Annotated in this window: 18 protein-coding genes and 1 pseudogene; 10 read left to right on the top strand and 9 right to left on the bottom strand. The window is 71.2% G+C overall.

Annotation, left to right across the window (positions count from 1 at the left end; translation table 11 throughout):
* The first annotated feature begins 14 nt into the window (after positions 1 to 14).
* From F4553_RS06070 to ku, 5 genes are all read left to right on the top strand, one after another.
* Positions 15 to 1,625: a non-homologous end-joining DNA ligase LigD gene (locus tag F4553_RS06070; protein ID WP_184833334.1), complete on the top strand. Its 1,611-nt coding sequence runs from the start codon at positions 15 to 17 to the stop codon at positions 1,623 to 1,625.
* 107 nt (positions 1,626 to 1,732) lie between these two features.
* Positions 1,733 to 1,939 carry a hypothetical protein gene (locus tag F4553_RS06065; RefSeq protein ID WP_184833332.1) on the top strand — a complete coding sequence of 69 codons (207 nt, stop codon included), beginning with the start codon at positions 1,733 to 1,735 and terminating at the stop codon, positions 1,937 to 1,939.
* Positions 1,890 to 3,170: a cupin domain-containing protein gene (locus tag F4553_RS06060; RefSeq protein WP_184833330.1), complete on the top strand. Its 1,281-nt coding sequence runs from the start codon at positions 1,890 to 1,892 to the stop codon at positions 3,168 to 3,170. The genes F4553_RS06065 and F4553_RS06060 overlap by 50 nt, the downstream gene beginning before the upstream one ends.
* 16 nt (positions 3,171 to 3,186) lie before the next feature.
* Positions 3,187 to 4,080 (top strand): hypothetical protein, encoded by an 894-nt coding sequence (locus F4553_RS06055; protein WP_184833328.1) that lies wholly within the window; start codon positions 3,187 to 3,189, stop codon positions 4,078 to 4,080.
* 57 nt (positions 4,081 to 4,137) lie between these two features.
* A complete protein-coding gene (gene ku, locus F4553_RS06050) occupies positions 4,138 to 5,175 on the top strand; it encodes a non-homologous end joining protein Ku (protein ID WP_184833325.1) in 1,038 nt (345 codons plus the stop codon).
* A gap of 47 nt (positions 5,176 to 5,222) precedes the next feature.
* On the opposite strand, the gene F4553_RS06045 is transcribed toward ku, so the two are convergent.
* Entirely contained in the window at positions 5,223 to 6,542 is a 1,320-nt protein-coding gene (locus F4553_RS06045; RefSeq protein WP_184833317.1) for a glutamate-cysteine ligase family protein, read from the bottom strand.
* 464 nt (positions 6,543 to 7,006) lie between these two features.
* Here F4553_RS06045 and F4553_RS06040 point away from each other — a divergent pair, with 464 nt between their 5' ends.
* On the top strand, positions 7,007 to 8,023 hold the full coding sequence (locus F4553_RS06040) for a homocysteine S-methyltransferase family protein (RefSeq protein WP_184833315.1): 1,017 nt from the start codon (positions 7,007 to 7,009) through the stop codon (positions 8,021 to 8,023).
* 10 nt (positions 8,024 to 8,033) lie between these two features.
* Positions 8,034 to 8,576: a hypothetical protein gene (locus F4553_RS06035; protein WP_184833313.1), complete on the top strand. Its 543-nt coding sequence runs from the start codon at positions 8,034 to 8,036 to the stop codon at positions 8,574 to 8,576.
* A gap of 50 nt (positions 8,577 to 8,626) precedes the next feature.
* Here the strand turns inward: F4553_RS06035 and F4553_RS06030 are convergent, their stop codons facing one another.
* The 3 genes from F4553_RS06030 to F4553_RS06020 all read right to left on the bottom strand — a co-directional run bounded on the left by F4553_RS06030 (position 8,627) and on the right by F4553_RS06020 (position 12,756).
* Complete coding sequence (locus F4553_RS06030; protein WP_184833311.1) at positions 8,627 to 10,123, bottom strand: caspase, EACC1-associated type; 1,497 nt, start codon at positions 10,121 to 10,123, stop codon at positions 8,627 to 8,629.
* Between the two features lie 2 nt (positions 10,124 to 10,125).
* Positions 10,126 to 10,530, bottom strand: coding sequence for a hypothetical protein (locus F4553_RS06025; protein WP_184833309.1), 405 nt, complete (start codon positions 10,528 to 10,530; stop codon positions 10,126 to 10,128).
* Between the two features lie 216 nt (positions 10,531 to 10,746).
* Positions 10,747 to 12,756: an FAD-dependent oxidoreductase gene (locus F4553_RS06020; RefSeq protein WP_184833307.1), complete on the bottom strand. Its 2,010-nt coding sequence runs from the start codon at positions 12,754 to 12,756 to the stop codon at positions 10,747 to 10,749.
* A gap of 128 nt (positions 12,757 to 12,884) precedes the next feature.
* Between F4553_RS06020 and F4553_RS06015 the strand changes: the two genes are divergently transcribed.
* The gene (locus F4553_RS06015; protein WP_184833305.1) at positions 12,885 to 13,655 is read left to right on the top strand and encodes a class I SAM-dependent methyltransferase; all 771 of its coding nucleotides are present in this window, start codon (positions 12,885 to 12,887) and stop codon (positions 13,653 to 13,655) included.
* A gap of 60 nt (positions 13,656 to 13,715) precedes the next feature.
* Here the strand turns inward: F4553_RS06015 and F4553_RS42265 are convergent, their stop codons facing one another.
* The 5 genes from F4553_RS42265 to F4553_RS05990 all read right to left on the bottom strand — a co-directional run bounded on the left by F4553_RS42265 (position 13,716) and on the right by F4553_RS05990 (position 21,054).
* The gene (locus tag F4553_RS42265; RefSeq protein WP_184833303.1) at positions 13,716 to 14,720 is read right to left on the bottom strand and encodes an OmpA family protein; all 1,005 of its coding nucleotides are present in this window, start codon (positions 14,718 to 14,720) and stop codon (positions 13,716 to 13,718) included.
* The gene (locus tag F4553_RS06005; RefSeq protein ID WP_184833302.1) at positions 14,717 to 15,316 is read right to left on the bottom strand and encodes a DUF4332 domain-containing protein; all 600 of its coding nucleotides are present in this window, start codon (positions 15,314 to 15,316) and stop codon (positions 14,717 to 14,719) included. Before F4553_RS06005 ends, F4553_RS42265 begins: the two co-directional genes overlap by 4 nt.
* A 260-nt stretch (positions 15,317 to 15,576) precedes the next feature.
* The gene (locus F4553_RS06000) at positions 15,577 to 16,086 is read right to left on the bottom strand and encodes a hypothetical protein (protein ID WP_184833300.1); all 510 of its coding nucleotides are present in this window, start codon (positions 16,084 to 16,086) and stop codon (positions 15,577 to 15,579) included.
* 124 nt (positions 16,087 to 16,210) lie between these two features.
* Positions 16,211 to 19,021 carry an AfsR/SARP family transcriptional regulator gene (locus tag F4553_RS05995; RefSeq protein WP_184833298.1) on the bottom strand — a complete coding sequence of 937 codons (2,811 nt, stop codon included), beginning with the start codon at positions 19,019 to 19,021 and terminating at the stop codon, positions 16,211 to 16,213.
* 71 nt (positions 19,022 to 19,092) lie between these two features.
* Positions 19,093 to 21,054 (bottom strand): peptidoglycan DD-metalloendopeptidase family protein, encoded by a 1,962-nt coding sequence (locus F4553_RS05990; protein WP_184833296.1) that lies wholly within the window; start codon positions 21,052 to 21,054, stop codon positions 19,093 to 19,095.
* 330 nt (positions 21,055 to 21,384) lie between these two features.
* Between F4553_RS05990 and F4553_RS05985 the strand changes: the two genes are divergently transcribed.
* Both F4553_RS05985 and F4553_RS05980 read left to right on the top strand, forming a co-directional pair.
* A complete protein-coding gene (locus F4553_RS05985) occupies positions 21,385 to 24,036 on the top strand; it encodes a LuxR C-terminal-related transcriptional regulator (protein ID WP_184833293.1) in 2,652 nt (883 codons plus the stop codon).
* Positions 24,033 to 24,317: pseudogene (locus F4553_RS05980) on the top strand (protoglobin domain-containing protein); the annotation flags it as partial. The gene F4553_RS05985 and the pseudogene F4553_RS05980, both read left to right, overlap by 4 nt.

Here is a 24,317-nt window from a genome sequence, read left to right as displayed (position 1 = left end):
GGTATGCAGGTGGGGTGAGTGCCGCCGATTCCAAGCTCGCCGCCTATCAGCGCAAGCGGGACTTCGCGGTGACACCGGAACCCGCTGGTTCACCGCCGCAGCCCGGCGGGCAGGCGCGTTTCGTCGTGCAGCGGCACCGGGCCAGGCGCCTGCACTACGACCTCCGGCTGGAGATCGGCGGTGTGTTGGTGAGCTGGGCGGTCCCGAAGGGCCCGACGCTCGACCCGGCCGCCCGGCGGGCTGCTTTCCACGTCGAGGACCACCCGCTGGAGTATTTCGACTTCGAGGGGGTCATCCCGACCGGCCAGTACGGCGGCGGGGACGTGATCGTCTGGGACGTCGGGACGTGGCAGCTGCACAGCCACCTCAAGGGCAAGACCGCGATCGACCCCGGCCGTGCGGTCGCCGACGGCGAACTGCACCTGGACCTCCAGGGGGAGAAGCTCCGCGGGCGGTTCGTGCTGGTCCGCACCGGAACCGACACCTCGGGCAAACAGACGTGGCTGCTCCTGCACAAACGCGACGAGTACGCCGTCGAGGGCTGGAACGCCGAGGACCACCCGAGGTCGGTGCTGTCGGGGCGTACCAACGAGGAGGTGAAGGCCGATCCCGATCGGGCCTGGCACTCCGACCAGCCCGCAGCCCGTGCCTCGGTCGCGGTGAAAGCGCTGTCGCGGGCGGTGGGCGACGACGAACTCGCGGAGCTCGACGCCCTGCCCGCGTCAGGGGTCTGGCATGTCTTCGGCCGCGCCCTGCGGGTGACCAACCTCGACAAGGTGCTCTTCCCGGCCAGGCCGGGGGAGGAGCCGGTCGACAAGCGCGACCTGCTGCGCTACACGGCGCAGATCGCGCCGACGGCCCTGCCCTACCTCAGCGGCCGCCCGTTGACCCTGCGCCGCTTCCCCGACGGTGCGCAGAGCAAGGGCTTCTGGCAGAAGCAGCTCCCCGGCCACGCCCCCGGCTGGTTGCCGCGCTGGGACAACCCGGCCGCCGAACCGGGCCACGCCGGCACCTACCTCGTCGCCGACGAACCGGCGGCGCTGATCTGGGCGGCGAACTCCGGTGCACTGGAGTGGCATCCGTGGACCTCCCGGGTCGAACGCCCGGACCTGCCGACCTACGCCCTGATCGACCTGGACCCGGGCGAGCGGACGCCCTGGGAGGACCTGCTGGCGCTGGCCCGGCTGCATCGCACGGCCTTCGAGCATCTCGGCGTCGCGGCCCGGGCGAAGGTCACCGGTCGCCGCGGCATCCAGATCTGGGTGCCGATTGCGCCGGGCCCCGACTTCGACGAGACCCGCGCCTGGGTCGAGCAGCTCTCCCGGATTATCGGCAAGGTGGTGCCAGGCCTGGTGAGCTGGGAGTGGCAGCGGGCTGACCGGGCCGGACGGGCCAGGCTGGACTACACGCAGAACGCCGCGGGCAAGACCCTCGTCGCGCCCTACAGCCCGCGCCCGGCCGCGGGTGCACCGGTCTCCGCACCGATCGCGTGGGAGGAGCTCGATGACCCGGAGCTACGGCCGGACTCCTTCACCATCCGTACCCTGCCCGCGCGACTGGCCGAGAAGGGAGACCTCTTCCGTGATGTGCTCGCCCGGGACCAGGTCCTGCCGGCACTCGGCTGACCTGGTCCACTCCATCGGTACGTGGATCGCCGACTTCAGGTTTATGCCGGGTGTTTCGCGGAGAATGAGGGTTACGTAACGCTGCAGGCGACCTTAAGGGGAATGTCATGATGCTCAACGATGGCGACATCACCACCACCGATACCACCGGCACCGAGGGCCCCGCCGACGCGGGTGCCGGGCAGTCGGTCGACCCGCAGGAGCAGGACGGCGGTGCCGATGCCGGCGCCGACACCGAAGGCCCCGAGGACGCCGGTGCCGACGATGCGGTCGACCCCACCGAGCACGACGGCGGAGCCGACAGCGGTGCGTGAACCGACCACCACCGCAGCGCCGGGCGGCCTGAACACCGCCCCGGCGCTGCGGCGCTGCGTCGGCGACCCGGACCAGTTCGCCGAGACCCACTGGGGCCGCCGGCCGCTGCTGCGCCGGGACGCGGACTTCACCGACCTGCTCGACCTGGCCGGCGTCGACGAGCTGCTCAGCGAGCGCGGACTTCGTACCCCCTTCCTGAGGATCGCGCGGGACGGCCAGATCGTGCCCGCGGCGCGCTACACCGGCGGCGGCGGGCTCGGCGCGGAGATCGCCGACCAGGTTCGCGACGACCTCGTCCTCGCCCAGCTCGCCACCGGCGCCACCCTGGTCCTGCAGGGCCTGCACCGGGTCTGGCCACCGCTGCGCGACTTCTGCCTGCAGCTCGGCGCGGAACTGGGCTGCGCCGTCCAGGCCAACGCCTATCTCACCCCGCCCGCACAGACCGGGTTCGCGACCCACTACGACACCCACGACGTCTTCGTCATGCAGGTCGCTGGGCACAAGCACTGGCGGGTGCATGAGCCCGTACACCCCGACCCGCTGGAACGCCAGGTATGGGGAGGCCGCGCCGACGAGGTCAAGGCCACTGCCGACGGCGAACCGGCACTGCACCACGTCATGTCCCCCGGCGATCTGCTCTATCTGCCGCGCGGCTGGCTGCACGCCGCCGCCGCGCAGGAGCAGACCAGCCTGCACATCACCCTGGGCCTGCGCCGGCCCACTCGCTACAGCCTCGTCGAAGCGCTGCTCGACCTCGCCGCCGAGCACGAACCGCTGCGGGCCGGGCTGCCCCTGGGCCTCGACCTGACCGACCCCGCGCAGCTCGCACCGCACCTCGCCGACACCGTCGTCGCGCTGAGCGAATGGGTGGCGAAGGCCGACCCGGACGACGTCGCCCGACGGCTGCGGGGTACGGCCTGGCCGGCCACCCGACCGGCTCCCGTGCCTCCGGTCGCGCAGCTCCACGCCGCCGAGACGCTGAACCCCCGCAGCGCCGTCGCACGCCGACCCGGACTGCGGTGCTCGGTGGCCCGAGACCTCGAACGCGTCCACATCGAACTCGTGGATCGGACGGTCAGCCTGCCCGCCGGCTGCGGCGACGCGGTGGCGCTGCTCCTGAGCGGCGACCCGGTGACCGTCGCCGACCTGCCCGGCCTCGACGAGGACGCGGACCGGCTGGTCCTGGTGCGGCGGCTGCTGCGCGAGGCGATCCTCGTCCCGGCGAACTGACGGGCACGGCGCGGTCGTGGCGCAGCAGCCCTTGGCCGAGGTCGCGGAGGAGCTCTACGCGCTGCCGCCCCAGGACTTCACCGCCGCCCGCTCCGCCGCCGCCGCGCAGGCGCGTAGCGGTGGCGACCGTGACCTCGCCGATGCGATCGGCGCCCTGCGCAAGCCCACCGTCGTGGCCTGGCTCGCCAATCAGCTCGTCCGCGAGCACACCGACGAGATGACAGCGCTGCTGGAGCTCGGCGAGGCGCTGCGGGACGCGACGGCGGGGCTGGACCGCGAGCAGCTCCGGGCGCTCGCCGGCCGCCAGCGCGAGGTCGTCCATGCGCTGGTGCAGCAGGCCCGGAGCCTCGGTTCGGCCGCGGGCAGACCGGTGTCGGAGGCGACCGCCCGTGGGCTGGAGGAGACGTTCCACGCGGCGCTCGCCGACGCCGAAGCAGCGGTTAAGCTCGCCACCGGGCAGCTCACGGACGGCATGTCACGGGTCGGCTTCCCTGGAATCGAGCCGGTCGCGCCCGTGCCGAAGGACGCCGACACGTCCCCGCGCCGGAAGGCTCCGACGGCCCCGCCCGCAGGGTCAGCGGCTTCCGCATCGAAGAAGGCCGCGGAGGAACTCGCCGCGGCCCGGCGGGACGAGCAGGAGGCGAAGGCCGATGCCGCCACCGCCGAGAAGGCGCACCGGGAGGCCGTGGCAGCGCTCGACGCTGCCGACCGAGCCGACGCCGACGCCCGTCAGCGCCTCGTTGAACTGCGTGAACAGCTCGAACAGGCCGACAGCGTCCGCACCGGGACCGACCACGCCAGGCGTGCCGCCCGCCAGGTCGCGCAGCGGGCCGACCAGGCGGCCCGCCGGGCGGCGAACCGCCTGCGGAACGCCACCGAACACCGCCACCACCTGGAGTCCGCAGGTTAGCGGGTGGGCGGGGCGGGTATGCAGATGAAGAGGCTCGACCAGAGGAGTTGATCGGCGATGGCACGAGCGATCTGGACCGGCGTGATCAGTTTCGGGCTGGTCGCCGTACCCGTCCGCATGTTCTCGGCGACCCGCGAGCACGAGGTCTCCTTCCACCAGTTCGAGAAGGGCACCAGCGACCGGATCCGATACCAGCGGGTCAACGAGCGCACCGGCAAAGAGGTCGACTACGCGGACATCGTCAAGGGCGCCGACATCGGTGGCGGCGACCATGTGCTGCTGGAGGCGGCAGACCTCGACGCGGTGGCACCCGGCCGCTCCCGGAGCATGGAGATCCACCAGTTCGTGGACCTGGACGAGATCGACCCGATCTACTTCCAGAAGACCTACTACCTCGCACCCGGCAGCGAGGAGACCGTCAAGACCTACATGCTGCTGCGCGACGCGATGGCCGACCTCAACCGCGCCGCGGTCGCCACCCTCGTCATGCGCAACAAGGAGTACCTCGCCGCGGTCCGGGCCGACGGAAACCTCCTGGTGCTGGAGACGATGTACTTCGCCGACGAGGTCCGCGACCCCAAGGAGGTCCTGGACTCGGTGCCGCGCCGCACCAGCGCCCGGCCGCAGGAGGTGCGGATGGCGTCGCAGCTCATCGACTCGATGACCGGGCCGTGGCGGCCCGCCGACTACCGCGACACCTACACCGACCGGGTCAACGACCTCATCGACGCGAAGAAGGCGGGTGCCGAGATCACTCCGGCTGAGGACGCGCCCGAGGCGACGAACGTCATCGACCTCATGGATGTACTGCGGCGCAGCGTCGAAGCGGCCCGGCAGCGTCGTGGCAAGGGCGGCCGGAAGGACTCCGAATCCCGCCGGCCCGCACGCAGATCTGCTTCCGCGGCACCGGCGACGAAGGACGCCTCGCCACGCACGCCGCGTGGTACGGGTAGGGCGACGCTGGCCGAGATGACCAAGGCCGACCTCAGCGTGCTGGCGCGAAAACTCGACATACCCGGTCGGTCCGCGATGTCTCGCGACGAGCTGGAATCGGCGCTGTCCAAGGCGCGAGGCCAACGGCGCCAAGCATCCTGAAAGGGCTCGCCCTGGGGCGCGGTGATCCTGACGGGGGTCGGATCCGCCTATCTGATCCGCACCAGGTCCAGGAACGCGGTCAGATCATCCGGATCGAAGGCGGCCGCCACCGGGTCGGCGACGGTGACACCGGCGGAGACCCGCTCCTGGAGCACGTCCAGGAAGGCCTCCTCGCCGAGCCCGCGGCTGATCAGGCCGGCGCGGGCTATGTCGAGCAGTTGCTGGGCCAGTGCGGTGACGGGCAGGTCGCGCAGAGACGCCTTGAGGCCGTGGCGGAGCACGTCGAAGCGCAGCCGTCGCCAGTCCGTGACGGTGAACCGGTCGTAGAGCGCGTGCGCGTCGTGGAGACTCTCCATCACGCCGAGCCCCAGCGCGGCGACGGCGAGGGTGGCGTCGGGCGGCTGCTGGCTGCAGGGCCGGAACTCGATGGTGCCGTAGGGGGCGGCGAGCCGGGCCTGCCACCAGGCGAACCCGCCGTGGAACTGGATGTCCTCGGGAGCGCAGCTCAGCGGGACCGCTTCGCCCATCACGGTCATCCCGGTGTTGTCGCCGCCGCGAGCGAGGTAGTCGGCGAAGGTGCGGCAGCCGGTGATCTGGATGTACTGGCCGTCGCGCTTGACCATCAGCGGGCGGAAGGCGCAGATCCGCTCGACGTAGTCGTCGAAGCCGGTGAACCGGTCGGGTATGCCGATCTGGTCGATCCGGTTGCTCCATCCCCTGTCCCAGAAGAACTCGCGGATGTCGACCCAGTCGGGATCGACGCCGCCGCGCCAGACGGGCGCGTTGGCGGTGATGGCGCTGAAGATCGGGGCGAGTCCGTTGGCGAGGTTGACGGCGCTGATCGCTTCGTCGCGATAGACGTCGATGTGGCACTGGTTGGAGGCGCTGATGGCGAAGACCGAGACGTCGGCGCCGTGCCGCTGATCCACGATGCGGTTCAGTGAGTCCTGCTCCAGGAAGAGGTAGCGTCCCTTTCTCGCGATGAGACCGCGTTCGGGTACGGAGAGCGGCTGTACGCCGTACCCCAGGATGTGGCAGTCCTGCCCGGTGAAGAACTCCAGCAGGACGCGCCTGACGGCGTCCCAGTGCCGGGCGAGCGCGAACAGGTCGTCCTCGGGGCTGAGTGAGACCTCGATGGTGCAGAAGCCGACATCGGTGCTGATCGAATCCCGGACGTAGCCGAAGCGGCCCTGCCCTCGGCCGGCCGAGTGGGTCGCCTCGACGCACTCGCCGGTGCCCTCGTCCCTGGAGATCTGCCAGCCGGACGCCTCCAGCCACGGGAACAGACGTCGAATGGTGCTGTATTCCACGGCGTACCCGTTGCTCTGGACGACGGGGAACTCCAGCTCGACGCCGATCTTCCTCAATGCTCCGGCAGCAGGTCGAGGAACGAAGTTTCGCGAGAAAGCATCAACATGCGTCGAACTAGCCATTCTGGGACGGTAAGCCTTGGAGTCACTCCGTCGGGATCCGGCGAACGGAGCGGACCACCAAACCCGGGAACGTGCGTGCGGGCTCATCCGTCGATATCGCCGGACAATTGGCGTCGTGGGCAAGACTGCTCGGCCGTTTCCACATCGGCCCTAAATTGGCAACATGTCGTTGTTGTGACACAGTCCATTTGCTATTGATCATCCCATGGGTCGCAGGCCAGGACGGCATTGCGCCACAGGTCGGTGGAGCCGCTGAATTCGCTGTCATTCCGCTGCGCCATCATGAGGACATTCGCCGTAACCTGATTGCGGTGATGTAATCCTTGAGAGACAACGGCACGAGCGCATTTCGGACCGGAACACGTGGCATGCAAAGGCTGACCGTACAGGAGCCGTAGATGTCGGATCCATTGACGAAAATGTTGGGGAGCAAGCGCACGCTGCTCGCCGACGGCGCGACCGGGACCCACATCCGGGAGATCGCCAAGCAGGAGGCGATCGAGCTACCTGCTGCGCAGGAACTGCTCAACCTCGAACGTCCCGAGCTCGTACGCCGCCACCACCGCGCCTACCTGCAGGCGGGCAGCGAGATCGTGCTGACCAACTCGTGGGCAGCCAACCGCTACGCGCTGGCCGACGAGCACGTGCATCTGAGCCCAGACGAGATCTACCAGGTCAACCGGGCCGCCGCACTGCTGCTCAAGGAGGAGATCGCCGCTGCCGGGCCGGCCGTCTGCGCGGGATCGGTGGGCCCTACCGGATGGCTCGTCGCGTCCCCCGTCGAGGACGGCCACCCCTATCACGGCCACGAGATCTCCTATGCCGACGCCGTGTCGGCCTTCGCCGACCAGATACGCGGACTGGTCGACGGCGGCGTGGAAGTGATCTGGATCGAGACCCAGATCGGTCCCCATGAGGCCCGCGCGGCGATCGAGGCGTCCAATCTGGTGGGTGCCGCTGTGGGGCGCGTGCTGCCCTTCGTGGTGTCGATGGTCTTCAACCGGCACGAGCGCACTCAGGAGGAGTACGACCTCGCCCACTTCGCCGACGAGTTCGGCCGGGGTGCGGACCGCCCGGCGGCCTTCGGGATCAACTGCGGCCACGGACCTGAGGTCGCCCTGGAACTCGTCGCCAGGAATCCGGAATTCTGGCAGGGTGCGGCCCCGCTGCTGCTCAAACCCAACTGCGGTTCCCCGCTCCACGTCGGTGGCCGCTTCCAGCCCAAGGGCCTTTCGCCGGGGCAGATGGGCCGTTACGCCCAGTTGGCATCGGACTACGGCGTGAGCATCGTTGGAGCGTGCTGTGGATCGACTCCGGCGCATATCGAGGCGATGCGTGACGCTCTTCAGGGCTATTCGCCAGGTCCTCCGCTACCAGCATCGAGAATCCACGCCGACATCGAGAGAGCGCAATGAGGAACTACTGATGACTGACGACGACCCCTCGGGACTGCAGGAACAGAGCAAGACGCTGGAGCGCGCGATCTCCAAGGCGCAGCTCCAGCTCAGCGACATCCTCTACCGGTACAAGACCGACAACGGCGCCATCAAGCACCTGGCGATCTACAACCTCCAGGGGATCCTGCTCGCCTACACCCCGGACGAGGAGGTGCAGAACGTCAAGCTCCTGGAGGCGCAGTACGACTGGCTCGCCCAGATCATCGGTCCCGCCATCGGATCCATCAACGCGGCGTGTGAGGACTTCGCGAAGTTCTCCAAGCGGCGCGTTCCTCGAGATTTCGGCCGTCCGAAGGTCCTGCGGATCCAGACCGACGAAGGTGACGCCGTCAGTCAGATCTACGCCATCCCGATCGATCCGAGGGCGCTCATCTTCGTCGTCGTGACCGCCCGCGCCGCCACCCGGCGCCAGGCTTTCGTCGCCAACGAAGCGCTGCTCCTGGATGACATGTACGGACTCATCCGCGAGATCCTCGCACTCCTCGGCGCCACCGACGGCCTGTCGGCCTGACGCCACCCGCCCCATCTCCGCCGTGATCGCGAATGGGGCGGGTGGCTCAGCTAACTCAGGTCGATGATCGCCGCTCGGCACTGCGCCGCATGGCGACCGCGGGGCCACCGGTCCAGGTGGCCTTCGAAGTCGCGGACATCGGGGGAGCCGACGATCGCCAGCCAATTCTCCTGCTCCTCCAGCGTGGTCTCCGCGTCGTCCGGCGAGGCTTCGCCGCGGGCGTCGGCCGGGTCGTCCTGCGGCGGCGCGTTCCGCGGGTCTGGGACCCCGGCGGGCGGCCCGACCGGAACGGCCTCCGCCCACAGGTCGTAGAGCTGCCGCTGGTGCAGCTCGTAGAGGTCGCCGTCGTCGGGCCGGAGCACGAGCCGCATGCGATCGTGGTCCCGGATGCCGAGCGGGTAGTACTGCACGTAGGCCATGGCGTCCGGGGTGCCGACGTTCGCCAGCACGGCACCGAACCGGAGCTCGTGGTAGGTCGTCCGGATCTTGATGGTGTCGCCGGTACGCTCCTGCAGCTCGGACAGGGTTTTGATGGTCCGTCGGATCGCGGCCTTCCGCTCGGCCTGCGGAAACCCGCGGCGGCGCTCGGTCAGATCCGCGGCGGCGCTCGTCGGATCCACCAGCAGCACCTGGACGGGGATGCCCTGCGTCGCCCGCCGCTCGATCTCCGGCAGGTAGGCCGCGAGCGTCTTGGAGAGCGAGACCCCGGCGAGGAAGAGGCCGCCGCCGCCCCGCAGATCGTCGTCATAGGACTGAGGGAAGGAGTCGGAGATGAACGGCGAGACCGGCGGCTGGGCCTTCAGCGGGGCACGGGAGACCCGGAACGGGCCCTGGATCCCGGCGGCGAAGAACGAGGGCGTCTGCTCGGCGGTCTCGCGTACCTTGCCGTAGGTGTAGAGGTAGAGCTCGTTCGCCTCCACCCAGCCGTCGCGGTCGAGATCCGCGTCGCCGCTGAGCAGACCGTTGATCAGGGCATCGGTGAAGAGGGAGTTCCGGGGGTTCTCCAGGGTCATGTCGGGGCCCTCGAACGCGTACTCGTAGGCGTCGCACGCGGTGATGCACACATAGCCCCGGTTCTCCAGGATCTCCCCGTCGAGGGGGCGGCGGGGCGGCGACTTCGAAATCCCCATGCCCCTGGCGAAGGCGCCGCTGTTGCAGCAGTCCAGCAGCAGCAGGCGCCCGCCGGCCTGGGAGTGCTCCAGGCGTTCGGAGACGAAGGCCGACGCCAGCGATGTGCCCGGGAGCCGGTTCTCGACCGTGTTGGTCGTGACGAAGTGAAGCCGCCCGAATCGGTCCTTCATGCCGTGGCAGGAGAAGTAGACGACGACCGTGTCATCGCGGGTGCGGTCGGCGAGGATGTCGTCGACCGCCTGGCGCAGCTCCCAGTCCGGCCGGTCCTCCAGTACGACGACCTGGTCGAAGCCGCCGATCGTCGGGTCCTCCAGCACCCGGGCCAGCCCGCGAACATCCTGAGCCGGCGATCGCAGCCGCCGGAACAGCGGGTCCTGGTATTCGCCGGTGGCGATGAGTAGCGCGTAGCGTCCCATGGCTACGCGCCGGTGCCGAGCTCGTCGGGGCGCTGCACCAGGCTCTGCCGGTCCAGCCAGGACTGCAGGGCGAGGCGCAGATCGGCGGGTGAAGCGCCCTCCAGCACGAGGGTGTCGCCGCCGAGGCTGAGCTCGATCCGGCGGACCTGGGATCGCTTGACGAAGGCGAGAATGACTTTGGTGAAGGCCTTGATACCGGCGGTCGACAATGACGCTCCGAGGACGACGGAAGCGATCGCCGCCGTCACGCTCTTTCCGTCGGCTGGCAGCGAGCCCTGTTCCGTGTGCACCGGCAGGCCCAGTTCGTAAAGGTCGTTGTAGAGCGCTTCGAGCAATTCCCGGTGAGCGCCTTGGTCCGCATTGTCGGCGACCTCGACTTGTAGCGCAATTGAATCTTGGCTATTCACCACGTCTCCCATTGATCTACAACCCGGCCGAGGCACATTCACCGTTCAGTATCGTCGACTATAGGGCGTTGTCGATCCTGATCAACGATGAGGCGCGCATCATCCGAATGGGGCGAGTCGCAGATCCACATGAGATTGGCGGCGCGGCCACCCCTTTCACAAGGACCGCGCCGCCGGAAAGCGTGATACCCGGCCCGGCCGGGAGTCGAAACCTGGCTATGCGGGCAGAAAACGTGCCGCGTCGGCGATGACGTAGCCGTCGGTCCCCTCGGTGCGGATGAGCACGCTGCCGGCGGTGCCCGCCGCGAAGGTGAAGGTGCCCAACGAAACCCATTGCCCGCCCGAGACGCGCTGGTCGACGGTCCGGGTCGTGATGCCACCGCTGTGCACGATGTCGATCGGCACGTTGCCGGCCCGATTGGCGTGCGCCGTCCAGCGCAGGTAGGCCGTATAGCCTCCCGCGGCGGGCAGGTTCGGTGTGAACCGCAGCCGGTTGACCCCCTTCGCCGTGTTGTCGTCATGCTCGTAGTCCGCACCCCAGTAACCGGCGATCGACGTGCTGCGCAGCCAGGTCCCGGCCCGGGTCACCCCGGCACCGTTGTTGTCGACGATCACCTCGCCGGTGGAGGTCGGCGGCCACTGCAGCAGCTGTCCGTCGGCGCGCAGCCGGGCGGCGAGCGTGGCATGGCTGAGCTGCTGAATCGGTAGGGCCGCGCTGGTGGCGAGCACGGCCGCGGTCGCCGCCGACTGGGCCAGGATCATGAAGACCGGTTCCATCCGGATCGAGCCGTAGGCGATGTGGGTCGCGGCGAGGCAGACCGGCACGAACAGGTTGGCGCACTGCGCCTCGGCCGGCACGATCGACCGGTAGCTGATCGGGTAGGGCCCGGGTACCCCGATCTGCACGTCGCCCTCGTTGCGGACGACTCCGCCGACGATCACCCGCTGGCAGTTGTGCGAGTCCATGGTGTAACTCGCCAGCCCCACCGGGTCGGCCGCCTTCACCGTGCCCCGGCAGTCCCGTTCGGTCATGACATAGGCGGAGACCATCCGGCGGGCCTCGCGTACGTAGAGCTGCGGCGGCCAGTTGCCGGTGGCGGTGAACTCGTCCGGCGCCAGGCCCCACGAGCTCGTCGAGGTGCGGATTCCGGCCGGCAGTCGGGGGTCGTTGGCGAGGAACCACATCAGTCCCTGCTGGTAGCGCCGGTGGTCGGCGGCGAGGGAGTCGCGGGCGGCGTACCCGGAAAGGGGGTAGGTGTAGTTGGCGCCGATGAAGTCGGTGCTGACGGCGCCGTTGTTGTTGGAGTCGGTCTTGCCGCCGCCCACGGAGTGGGTGGTGAAGAACGGCCCCGTGTAACCCGCCTGGATGTAGCGCCACAGCAGTTCGTAGTCGGCGGCGCTGTAGCCCGCGGGCTGCGGGAACGGGACCCGGGCCGCCGACTGGGTGAGGCACATCCGGTAGTTGTAGGCCTGGATGCGGGTGTCGGCGGTGCCGTTCGCGGCGACCGGCGTCGGCGAGATCCCGGGCAGGACCCCGGAGCCCGGGTTGCCGGGCACGACGTAGGGGTCGACGGGCAGCGTGAACTGGTGCCCGCTGCGCAGCTGGACCCCGTTGATCGTCTCGCCGTAGGCCGCGTTCGCCTCCCGCCCGACGGTGAACCCGACCCCGGCCAGCGCCATCAGGTCGCCCTCATAACTGGCGTCGACGAACATCGGCCCGCGGAACACCTGGCCGTTGTCGGCCGTCAGCTGCGTGATCCGGTTCCCGGCCTTGGCGGCCCCGCTGAGCTTCATTCCAAAATAGACGGGTACGCCGGCCTCGGCGATCAGGTCGTCGAAGACGGCCCGGGCGACGTGCGGTTCGAAGGTGTAGCGGGCGGGGGAGGTCGGCGTGACGGGCGTGCCCGCGTACTTGGAGTGGACCCGGCGATAGAACTCGCCCGCGATGCCGCCGATCGATGCGGGGGTACCGCTGTCGGTCATGCCGAGGCCGCCGGTGGTGAGACCGCCGAGGTGGGTGCCGGGCTCCAGGACGACGCAGGTGCGGCCCATCCGGCGAGCCTGGACGGCGGCGACGATCCCGGCCGAGGTGGCGCCGTAGACGACCAGGTCGGCGTCGACGACCGCGGCGGCGAGCGCGGGAACGGCCAGTGCGCCGGACCCGGTGACGATGAGGGTGGCGCCACCGATCTTGAACAGGTGGCGGCGGGTGATGAGGTGTGGCATGGCAGGCGCCCTTTCCGCAGGAGGAGCGCGCCGACGCACCCGGTACAGGTTTCGATCACTCTCGTCGATGGCCCGCGCGGCGTCAAGAACCCGCGGGCATGGCATCCGGGCCGGACTATCGTCGAATAGTGGCATACATCGATGGAGTGCTGAGCAAGGACATCCCGACCGAGTTGGCGCGCCTGCGGGCGATCGAGGAGCTGTGCGACCCGATCTCCCGGGCGGTCATCACCAGCCTCGGTCCGCAGCCGACCTGGCGCTGCGCCGACGTGGGTGCCGGGGCCGGGTCGATCGCGACCTGGCTCGCCCGGACGGCGACCGTGGTCGCGACGGACCTGGACACCCGCTACCTCACCCCGGGCGAGCGCCTCACCGTGCTGACCCATGACGTCGCCGCCGCGCCCGCCCCCGGCGACCCGTTCGACCTCGTCCACGCCCGGTTCCTGCTCGAAACGATCCCGGCCCGTGCCGTCGCCGTCCGACGGCTCACCGAGTGGCTTCGCCCCGGCGGCCACCTCGTGGTGGTCGGCGTCGACCTGTCGGTGTCGGCGTTCACGCCGCACCCGATCCTGCGTACCGTCACCGCCGCCCTCCTGGGACTCTTCCAGGAGCAGCTTCGGACCGATCCGACCTTCACCCGAGGGCTGCCGTCACTGCTCGCCGGGCACGGCCTGGTCGACATCCGGATGGAGTTCCACCCCATCGTGATCGGTGACGGCGGGCCGGGGGAGAGGGCGATGAGGGCTACCTTCGAGCAGGCCTTCGGCCCGTTGACCGCGGCCGGGAAGGTGACCGCCGAGCAGGTGGAGGAGGCCCGGGCCTGGTTCGGGCAGCCTGGTCACATCGACATCGTCGGCCTCATGCCCGTGGTCTGGGCACGGCGTCCGGAGGACCGCTGACCTGCGACAGGAGTGCGGGGGCCGACCATGGCGGCCGACCCCCGCGCATTGCGCCACGCCTTACGGGTTCTGCACGATGAACTCGACCCGGCGGTTGATGGCCCGGTTCTGCGGTGTCGTGTCGGGCACCCGCAGCCGCGTCTCGCCGAAGCCGAAGGCGGACAGGCGCGACCGGTCCACCCCGGCGGCGACCAGCGAGTTCAGCACCGTCGTCGACCGGGCGCGGCTGAGCGCCAGGTTGAACTCGGCCGAGTTCGTGGTGTCGGTGTGGCCCTCGATCCGGACCACGACCGCCGGGTTCGCCAGCAGGATCGTGGCCGCTCGCGCCACCGCCGCCCGGCCCGCCGCGGTCAGGACCGCGCTGTCGTTCTCGAACGTGATGGGCGGCAGGGCGATCAGGGCCTTCTGGATCTCCTTGGGCGGCGGCACGACCGTGAGCAGGTCGGTGACGTTGCCAGGACCGATCGCCGAGGCTGCGGCAGCGCCGGTGGCGTCGTGGATCGCCGCCGACTCGACCGAGCCGCTGAGCGTGATGCGCCCGGTGTTCAGGACGATGCTCACGCCCTTCGACGTGGTGCCCAGCGCCGAGACGATGCCCGCGAGCCCGGCGACGCCCTCATCGCCGACGGCGGGGTCGACGGTGATCCCGTCCTGTGTTCCCAGCCGGCCCGTCAGCGCGGCGCGGAGCGCCTCGCTGGAGACGGCGCCGGTCGCACGGACGGTGCTGCCGTCGACGCTGATCGTGATCCATGGATCACGCGGTGGCAGGTCCGGCCCGGTGACGTCGACGACGCGGACGCCCTCCAGGTTGCCGACGATCTCCTCGGCCCGGATGATGTCGGCGGTCGACGTGACGACGAGCGACCCGTCCCGACCGACGAAGTCCACCTGCGCACCGGTGATGCCCGCCTTCTCCAGCGCGAGCGACGACCGCCGGGTCAGGTTGTCCTCGATGGAGTGCCGGTTGGCGATGTTCTGCGCCAGCGCGACCACCACGAGCCCGACCACGCCGACGGTGATCCCCACCCACAGCGGAGCCTTGAGGATCCTTCCCTGCTGCGTCACGCGCGGCCCTCGTCCCGACCGGCCACCAGGCGGCGGGTGAGGTCCTCGAACCCCGCCTCGTCCCCGTCGGCGAGCAGTTGTGCCTGCTGGGCCCAGGTCACCAGGCTCGGCGCGAACCGCAGCTTCGACGCCTCGATCGCCGCCCGCAGCGTCGCTTCGTCGGATGCCGCAAGCTGCGCGAACGTGCAGATCCCCGACTTGATCAGGGCACCGGCCATCTTCGGCCCGATGCCTTCGATCCGCTCCAAGTCATCCACGATCTGGTCAATCTCCGCCACGGTCGCCGCTGCGACCACGACGCTCTCCGCCTCCTCGCGGACCGGCTCGACGTGAACCGGCTTCTCGCGAACCGGCTTCTCGTGAACCGGTGCCGAGTGGGCTGCCGCCGCGACCAGAACCGGTGCGGGTTCGACCGCGGGCTCCGGCTCCGGCTCCGGCTCAGCGACGAGTACGGGTTCGGCAACGAGTGGCTGCTGCTCCGACTCGGCCGGTGCGACCTCGGGGCTGCGCTGCTGCGCAGCGGGTTCTGGCCGCTCAGGGCGCAGAATCCGCCCCCAGATCAGCCAGCCCACGATCATTCCCAACAGGAATGCCACCGCGATAATCAATAGTGATTGACCAATAAACCAAGACACGTAAAACCTCCGTGCACGCAGACCCCATCTGGATCTCCGGGCGGAGAGCTTTCCATACTCGGTGCGCGTTGACGACGACCGGCAAGGCGTACCAGTCCCACCGAATAGTCAGAAACCGGCACCAGTCTTCGCGGCGCGGCCTGCTGCCCGTCACCCGGCGCGGGCGGAGGAGTGCGCGGTCCTGCGGGCGGGGTCCGCTGGCCGGACCCCGCCCGGCCCGCTCAGTACGGGTTGGTGTAGATCCGGTCCTGGCTGTCGATGACGTGGGAGGGCCCGTCGAAGGTGCTGCCGTAGGCGATGAACTCCACGTTCCAGAAGTTGGCGTAGGTGAACTGGCCGGCGATGGTGCCCGTGCTGGAGTAGCACGGCTGACCCGAGGAGGTGCCGGTGTAGCTGGGGTAGAGGTTGGTCACGAAGGTGGCGTACTTGCGACCGCCGATCCAGCTGGAGTTCACGTTGATGGTCAGGTAGGGCAGGATGTAGCTCGACTGGCGGCAGAAGGTCAGCGAGTACTGCAGGGTGTTGCCCGCGTCGTCGAACTGGACGGTGCCGTTGACGTAGCCGACCTGGACGCTGGTGCCGGTGGAGTAGTAATGCCGGATCTGCAGCGTCAGGGGCAGCTGCGTGCCCCAGGCCGCCTGGGCGGGCGCGGTCGGCAGCACCAGTGCTGCCATCGCGACGAGCGTCAGGAGCAGCGCCCGTGCTGCGCCGCGCCGTGAGAATGCGTGCATTGATCGTCTCCTCTGCGGACGGATGCATGCGCCACCGCGTTTCGACGGGAGCGGATCGCGGGGCGCTGCGGTGAAGCCAACAGCCTGGCAATCGCGACTGGACGGCGACTGGACCGCGATGCGGTCACTTCTCCGGCGGGGGCGCGCCGCTCACCGGCCGGGCTGCGCCGCCGGGTGCGCCCGCGAGCCTGGTCCGGACCCGCTCGGCTTCGAGCGGGTCGAGCCGGGCCAGGGTGTCGAGCGCCTGGCCCCAGGCGGCGCGGGCGGCGGCGGCGTACCCGCCGGCGGCGTGGCTGTCGCCGAGGTGGATCAGCACGAACGCCTCGAGGTGGCGGTCGCCGAGGTCCCGGTAGAGCGAGAGCGCCTGGCGGAATGCGGCGACGGCCTGGGGACGCCGGCCGAGGTGGTGGTGTGCGTAGCCGATGCTGTCGAGGGTCGAGGCCTGGCCGGACCGGTCACCGAAACCCGAGAGCAGGGCGAGCGCCCGCCGGCAGTGCCGCAGTGCGGCGGCGTGGTCGCCGGTGAGAGCGCAGTACCAGCCGACGGCGTTGAGGGCCCGGGCGATGCCGTGCTCGTCACCGGCGTCCTGAAAGGACACCAGGCTCAGCGCGGCGTGGTCCAGCGCCTCGCGGTGCCGGCCCTGCCGCTCCCGGAGCAGGGAGAGGCTGAGGCGGGTGTGGCCCTGCCCGATCCGGTCACCCGCCGCGCGGTAGAGCTCCAGGGCGTGGAGCAGCTCGCGGTCCGCGTCGTCGACGCGGCGCAGGCGGGTGTACGCCCTGGCGAGCAGCCGGTGCGCGTGCGCCTCGGCACGCGGGTCGCGGTCGTGCCGGGCCGCGGCCACGGCGGTGAGCTGGGTCGACGCCAGATCGTCCCAGTGTCCGCGCACGTCGAGGTACTTCGCCACGGACCTGGCGAGCTGCCACGCGTGCCGCGGCGAGGCGGATGCGGCGCGTTCGACGGCGGCGACGAGCACGGCCCGCTCGGCGGCGAGCCACTCCATCGCCGCGGCCGCGTCGTCGGCGGGCTCCGGAACGGCACCGGATGCGGGCGGCGGCGGAGCGAACGGGTCCTCGGAGAGCTGAGCCCTCAGATCGGCCGCGGCCGCCGAATGCAGGTAGTGGTCCAGCATCCGCACGGTGGCGGCCCGGCGCGCCCGGGTCGGCTCGAACCGCGCCGCGCACTCGGCGGCGTAGACGCGCAGCAGGTCGTGCATGGCGTACCGGCCGGTGGTGTGTTCGGTGGCGAGCCCGGCCCGGACGAGTTCGGCCAGCAGGGTCCTGGCCCGCGCGGCGGTGAGTGCGGCGAGGCTCGCGGCGGCCGGGGCCGAGATGTCCGGCCCGGCGTGCAGTCCGAGCAGCCGGAACAGGCGTGCGGCCGAGGCCGTGAGCGCGTGGTAGGACCAGGAGAAGACCGCGCGCGGGTCGGTCTCGGGATCGCCGGTGGCGAGCGTGTCGAGCCGGTCGCCGCTGCGGCGGAGCTCGTCGGCGAGGACCGCGAGCGGAAGGTGCTCGTGCAGGGCCGCGCGGGCGGCGATGATGACGAGGGCGAGCGGCAGCCCCGCGCACCGGGTGATGATCTCGGCGAGCGCCGCGGGTTCGGCGGCGATCCGGGCGGGGCCGACCCGCCGCGCGAGCAGGTCCCGGGCATCGTCGGGGCGCAGCGGCGCGAGCGGGAACGGGTGGGCGCCCTCCGCGGCGATCAGGCCGACCAGGTGGTGTCGGGCGGTGACGAGCACCAGGCAGCCGGGTTCGCCCGGCAGCAGCGGCCGAACCTGCGCCACATCGCGGGCGTTGTCCAGAACGATCAGCATCCGGCGGCCGACGAGCAGGCTGCGATAGAGCGACACCCTGCCGTCGGTGGTGGCGGGTACCCGTTCCGTCGGCACGCCGAGGGCCGCCAGCAGCGACCGGATGGCGTCGCCCGGCTCGGTCGCGGCGCCGCCGGGGTCGAAGCCGCGCAGGCTCACGTAGAGCTGGCCGTCGGTGAACCGGGGCGCGATCCGGTGGGCCCAGCGCACCGCCAGCGCCGTCTTGCCGACTCCGGGAGCGCCCGAAACCACCACCACGCCGGGTGTACGCGGACCGCGCAGCAGATCGTCGAGGAGCGCCAGCTCGCGAACCCGCCCGGCGAAGGCTCGGGTGGCCGTCGGGAGCTGCGCCGGGACGGTGGGGACGCTGTCGGCGCGCAGGAGGACGGCGTGCGCCTCCGACAGCTCCGGCCCGGGATCGACGCCGAGGTCGTCGGCGAGGCGGCGCCGGGTGTCGTGATAGGACGCGAAGGCCCGGCTGCGCTGCCCGGTCGCCTGGTAGGCCCTGATCAGCTGTGCCTGCCAGGCCTCGTTCAACGGCTGCGCCGCGGCCGCCTCCTCCAGCGCGGCGACGCCGTCGGCGGGCCGTCCGGAGTGGAGCATGACCTCGCCGTAGCGGGCCAGCGCCGCCTGCCGCTCGTCGGCGAGAGCGGCGACCTTCGGGTGTGCGCGCAGGGCCGGGAGGTCGGCGAGCGGCGGACCGTGCCATCGGCTCAGCGCCGTGCCGAGCAGGTCGGCGGCGCGGTCGAGCTGGCCGTTCCGCTGCGCCGTCGCCGCTGCCGCCAGCTCGTACCGGAACTGCTGGATGTCGACCGCGTCGGTCGGCAGGCGCAGGGCGTACCCGTCGCCGACGGCGCAGAGCAGCGTGCCCGGCGTGCGCGGCGGCCGCTCCGGTTCGAGCAGCCGCCGCAGGCGCTTCACGTAGGTCTGGATCACGTTCGCCGCGCTCGGCGGCGGTGGCCGATCGGGCCACAGCCCGGACGCGAGCTCGTCGCGGCTCACTGCTCGCCCGCAGGCGAGGGCCAGCAGCCCGAGCGTGGCGCGCTGGCCGGCCGGACCGAGGCCGAGCAGTTCACCGCCACGCCAGGCGCTGGCCGGGCCTAGTATCTGGATCCGCACGTCAGCCATGTCCGACGAGGAATCTAATTCATCTCGCTCGATGCAGCAATGATTGCCCGCCGCTCGGCGGGTGTGGACCGTCAGCCGCGCCAGGCCGCGCCGAAGCTCACCGACTTGCCATCGGTCCAGCCGGCGACGGCCCGGGTGAGCAGGCCGGCCTTCTGCCGGGCATCCAGTTCGGTGCCGAGCTGTGCGCCGCTGATCCCGTGCTTGCCCACGGTGCCGCCCTTGCCGGGAGCGGTCTTCTGCCAGATCGCCGAGAGCCGGAAACCGCCGCCGTGCTGGCAGGCGCTGAGATAGGTCAGGTGCAGGCCGGCCTTGCTGTTGGCGGTCCAGGCGGTCTGGTAGTCGGCCGCCGTGGTGAACGAGTTGGCGATGAAGCCGCCGACGTCCTCCTTGTGATAGAAGGCCGTGAACTGCGGATTGCCGTCGGGGGAGACGATCGAGATGTTGACCGGGTGGTAGCCGGCCGCGGCGAGCGCGTTGAACTGCGCGGTGTGTGCGGTGCCGTCGAGCCCGTGGTAGGCGGCCATGGTGGGGCCGGCCAGCTTGGCGAAGACCGCCGCGTAGCGGACCGTGCCGCCCTGGAGGTAGCTGGTGACGTTGATGAGCCGGTGGCCGCTCTTGCCCGCCGCGTCGTGCGCCGACTGGTACTGCGCGGAGGTCATGCCGTGCCCGGCGGTCCAGGAGACCCCGTCGGCCGGATGGAAGATCACGTTGAAGAAGACCGAGCCGTCCTGCTCGTGTGCGTCGATCCACACCGGACGGTAGCCGGCCTTGACGAGCCGGTCGGTGACGACCTGGTAGCTCGCGGCGGGGATGGCGTACTGGACGATCTCGTCCTTGTTCGGCGGGTACCAGGCGGGCCGGGAGGCCTCCGGCCAGATGATCATGGTGCTGTTGGGGACGGCGCGGCCGTTCGCCGGGACCCACAGCGGCGAGTCGGGGTTGAACGGGCTGTTGGCGGCCTGGTCGATCATCCACGCGTCGGCGATCTGGTAGGGCCGCAGCGGCGAGTCGCCGTTGCTGGCCTTGCGGACCTCGATGTGGATGTGCGGCGCGGAGGAGTTGCCCGAGGTGCCGAGCAGGCCCAGGACCTGACCCGCCTCCACGGTGTCGCCCTTCGCGACGGTGACGCTGCCCTGCTGCATGTGCGTGTACCAGGTCATGGTGCCGTCGGGGTGCTGCAGCCAGACCTGGTTGCCGCCGACCTGCTTCGGGGTCGGCTTGGGGAACGCGCCCGGCTTCAGATTGTCCGGCGTGCCGTCGATCACGATGACCGCCTTGCCCGCCGCGACCGCGTGGATCGGCAGGCCCCAGCAGCGGTAGTGCTCGACCTCGGTGCCGTTGGTGCCGGGGAGCAGCCCGTTCCAGATCGCGCCGTCCCAGGCGACCACGCCGATGTCGTGGGCGTAGATCTGGTCGCCGCGCACGCCGCCGTTGGCCCAGTGGTCGCCGACGGCGGTCACCATCTCGCCGGGACGCATGTCGGTGGCGTGCAGCGGCAGCCGGTGCGAGACCTCGTAGGGAACCAGCGGCAGCGCGACCTGCACCGGGTCGGCGTAACCGGTGACGTAGACCTGCACGACCACCGCGACCGGGGTCGGAACCGGCAGGTAGACCTGGTTCTTGATCGTGACGCCCTCGAAGATCTCCACCGTGCCGTTGGACCAGAACTTCTGCTGGCCGGGTACGAGGACCCCGTTGTCGCTGACGCCGTTGTCGTCCTTGACCTCCATGAGCAGGTTGACGCCCTGCATGACGACCTGGGAGTGGCCGGGGAAGACGAAGACGATGTTCTGGACGGTCAGGTCGGTGGTGCCGGTGTTGGTGAGCGCGAGCCGCAGCACCACCTTCGCCTGCTCCGGGCCGCCGGCGACGGTGGGGGCGAGCAGCGCGTATGCCGCCTCGCCGTCCTCCAGCGGTTCGACTCCGATGCTCAGCGGCGGGAGGCCCGGACCGGCCAGCGCGGCACGCCCGGAGCCGAGGATGACGGCGGGGACGGCGGCGGCGGTCATCAGGAGGAGTGTGCGACGGTCCACGGTAGGTTCCTTCGTTGTCGTGCGGGGCGACCGGTCGGCCGCCGCACCACAGAGGTAACCAGCGCCGCTGCGGCGGCACCTGAGCAACGATTGCTCACCCGCGCCCGACCGTTACTCAATTTCGGCGAAGACGCGCAGCTCACAGCGGTGTGCTGGAATCCGTCCCGCCGACTGTCGCCTTGCCGACCGCCGTCGGACCGGCGACCTGCGCCGGCGCTTCCGGTGGGGGACGGGCCGCCGCTTCCGCACAGGTCGGCGGGCATGCGAGACTGCGCGAACGCGATCTTGTCCCGTCCGGGCATCCGGCTCGCGGCGACTCCCGGAGGCACGGTGACGACGGCCACAACAGCGGTGCACTGGCCCTTCGTCGGCCGTCGCGGCGAGCTGGAACGCTTCGCCGACGCGCTCAGCGACGGCAGGCTGGAAGCGGTGCTCGTCACCGGTGCCTCGGGCGTCGGCAAGAGCAGGCTGGCGCAGGAGTGCCTGGCCGCGGCCGAGGAACTCGGCCACCCCGTCGCCCACGTGCACGCCACCGCCAGCGCCTCGGCGGTGCCGCTGTCGGTGCTCGCGCCGCTGCTGCCCGTTCCCGCCGACCTCACCGAGCCGCACGCCCTTTTCGCCCTGGTCGGCGCGCAGTTGCGGGAGCGGTCCCGGGGCCGCCGGTTCGTCCTCGCCATCGACGACATCGACCTGCTGGACCTCGTCTCGCTGGCGCTGCTGTCCTTTCTCCTCGCCGACGGATCCCTGTTCGTCATCGCCACCCAGCGCACCGAGACCCGGGTGCCCGACACCCTGGAGTCGCGCTGGCGGCACGGCAGCGCACTGCGGCTGCGGCTGGACTCCCTGGAACGCCACTCGGTCGAGACGCTGCTGCACCTGGCCCTGGGCGGGCCGGTGCACGCGGCGGCCGCCGAAGCGCTGTGGGACGCCAGCCGGGGCAACATTCTCTATCTGCGGGAACTCGTCTGGTGCGCGCAGGCCGACGGCACCCTCGACGGCGTCGACGGTGTCTGGCGGCTCCGCGACCGGTTGGCGGGCAGCGCCGGCGTCGTCGAACTCGTCCGGCAGCGGCTGGCGGGCCTGTCGCCGCCGCAGCGGTCGGTCCTGGAACTGCTGGCGCTCTGCGAACCGCTGGGCGTCGACGACCTGCTGGAGCACACCGAGATCGCGACCCTGACCGGCCTGGAGGAGCAGGGCCTCATCGTGGTGCGCCCCGACGGCCGCCGCCAGGACATCACCCTCGCCCACCCGCTGCACGCCCAGGCACTGCAGGCCACGATGCCGCGCCTGAAGCTGCGGTCGCTGCTGCTCGCCCAGATCGGGCGGGTCGAACGCCGTGGCAGCCGCCGCCGCGGCGACCCGCTGCTGCTCGCGTCGTGGCGGCTGGACGCCACCGGCACCGCGGATCCCGCCCTGCTCGTGCACGCCGCCCGGCTGGCCCGTTACGCCCACGACCTGCCCCGCGCCGAGCGGCTCGCCGAAGCGGCGCTGCGGCACGGCCCCGGCACCGCCGCCGGCCTGCTGCTCGGCGCGGCACTCGCCGAGCAGGGCCGGCACGCCGACGCCGAGGCTGCCTACGCCGCGGCCTGGCCGACCGCCGGTGCCGAGCTGCTCGCCCTGGGACTGGCCCGGACCGGCAACCTGCTGCTCGGCCTGGGCCGGGTCGAGGATGCCCGCGCCCGGCTGAACGAGGTCGCCGACCGCTGCGGCGCGGCGGCCCACCCCGGCGTCGCCGCGCTCGACGCGCTGCTCATCGGTGCCGTCGACGGCACCGACCAGGCGTTGCGGCGGCTCGGCGACGAACCTCCCGCCGGCGACCCGGCCCACCGCGTCATGTGGCTGCGCAGCCGGGCGATGCTGCGCGCCGAGACCGGTTCGCTGGCTGCCGCCGCCGACGACGCCCAGCTGGCGTTCGACCTGCACGACACCGTCGAGGACCGCGGTACGGACTTCCACCCCGCGGCGCACCTCGTCACCATCGCCCATGCCCGGCTGCACTCCGGGCGCCTCGCCGAGGCCGAGGACGCCGCGGACCGCGGACTGGAGATGGCGCAGCGCGACGGGTCCCACGCCCTCGCCGCCTGGTTCCCGGTCCAGCACGGCCATGCCGCGCTCGCCCGGGGGCGGGTGGCCACCGCCGAACGGATGTTCCGCGACGCCGCAGTCCACGCCGCGACGACCGGCCAGCCCGCCGCCGCGGCGAGCGCCCTGGCGGGCCTCGTGCTCGCCCGCGCCCAGCAGGCCGCTCCGTCCGATGAGGACACCCTGGCGGCACGGCTGGACGAGGCGATCGCACGGGCACCCCGCTCGGCGGAGCTGCACCGTGCCCGGGGCTGGATGCTGACCGGTCAGGGCAGGCTGGCCGACGCCCGCCACACCCTGCTCTCGGCCGCGCAGGAGAGCCTGCGTCGGGGCCGGTGCGCCGAAGCGGTGGCGTTGCTGCACGACGGCGTACGCATCGGCGATCTTGAGGGTTGCGGGCGGGAGCTCGTCGCGGCCGCCGCGCGCGTCGACGGCGGCCTCGCGTCCGCCCGTGCCGCCCACGCCCGCGCGGCGCTGCGGCGGGACCCGGCCGCACTGGCCGCGGTCGGCGAGATCCTCGACGGGTACGGCATGCGGCTGCTCGCGGCCGAGTGCCTGATCGCGGCGGCGGTGCAGCACCGTGCCGACGGCGGTCAGCGGGCCGCGACCGGGCTGCTCGCCAGGGCGGCGGCGATCGTCGAGCGGTGCGAGGGCGCACGCACCCCCGGCCTGCTCGCGGACACCGGACACGTGCCGCTCAGCGAGCGGGAGCGGGAGATCGCCACGCTCGTGACCGGAGGACGGAGCAGCCGCGAGATCGCGGCCGCGTTGTTCCTCTCCGTCCGGACCGTCAACAACCACCTGCAGAACATCTACGGCAAGCTCGGCGTCAACAGCCGGGGGGAGCTGTCGGCGCTGCTCGGCGGCGGTGCCCGAGCACGAGAGGACGGCCGGCAGTGACTCCCGAGGAGGTCGAGCTGGTCCGTTCGGGTGCCGAGGCGCTGCGGCCGCACCTGCCCGTCGTGGCACAGGACTTCTACCGCCGGCTCTTCGCCGCCGATCCGGCGCTGCGCACCATGTTCACCAGCGATCCGGTGCTGCAGCAGGAGAAGTTCGCCGACGAACTGGACACGATCGTCGGCTCGATCGCGCGGTTCGACGAGTTCCTCGACCGGACCCGGCTGCTCGGCGCCCGGCACGCGGGCTACGGGGTGCGGTTCCGCCACTACGGCGAGGTCCGC

The sequence above is a fragment of the Allocatelliglobosispora scoriae genome, from assembly GCF_014204945.1.
GTDB classification, from domain to species: Bacteria; Actinomycetota; Actinomycetes; order Mycobacteriales; family Micromonosporaceae; genus Allocatelliglobosispora; species Allocatelliglobosispora scoriae.
Note: the sequence above shows the minus strand (reverse complement) of the source record. Positions and strands in the feature narration are given on the sequence as shown.

Excerpts from the sequence above, each read along its gene's own strand:
- F4553_RS06040 (WP_184833315.1), top strand. The coding sequence starts at position 7,007 with ATGTCGGATCCATTGACGAAAATGTTGGGGAGCAAGCGCACGCTGCTC.
- F4553_RS06035 (WP_184833313.1), top strand. The coding sequence starts at position 8,034 with ATGACTGACGACGACCCCTCGGGACTGCAGGAACAGAGCAAGACGCTG.
- F4553_RS05995 (WP_184833298.1), bottom strand. The coding sequence starts at position 19,021 with ATGGCTGACGTGCGGATCCAGATACTAGGCCCGGCCAGCGCCTGGCGT.
- F4553_RS06000 (WP_184833300.1), bottom strand. The coding sequence starts at position 16,086 with ATGCACGCATTCTCACGGCGCGGCGCAGCACGGGCGCTGCTCCTGACG.
- F4553_RS06020 (WP_184833307.1), bottom strand. The coding sequence starts at position 12,756 with ATGCCACACCTCATCACCCGCCGCCACCTGTTCAAGATCGGTGGCGCC.
- F4553_RS06065 (WP_184833332.1), top strand. The coding sequence starts at position 1,733 with ATGATGCTCAACGATGGCGACATCACCACCACCGATACCACCGGCACC.
- F4553_RS06060 (WP_184833330.1), top strand. The coding sequence starts at position 1,890 with ATGCGGTCGACCCCACCGAGCACGACGGCGGAGCCGACAGCGGTGCGT.
- F4553_RS06030 (WP_184833311.1), bottom strand. The coding sequence starts at position 10,123 with ATGGGACGCTACGCGCTACTCATCGCCACCGGCGAATACCAGGACCCG.
- ku (WP_184833325.1), top strand. The coding sequence starts at position 4,138 with ATGGCACGAGCGATCTGGACCGGCGTGATCAGTTTCGGGCTGGTCGCC.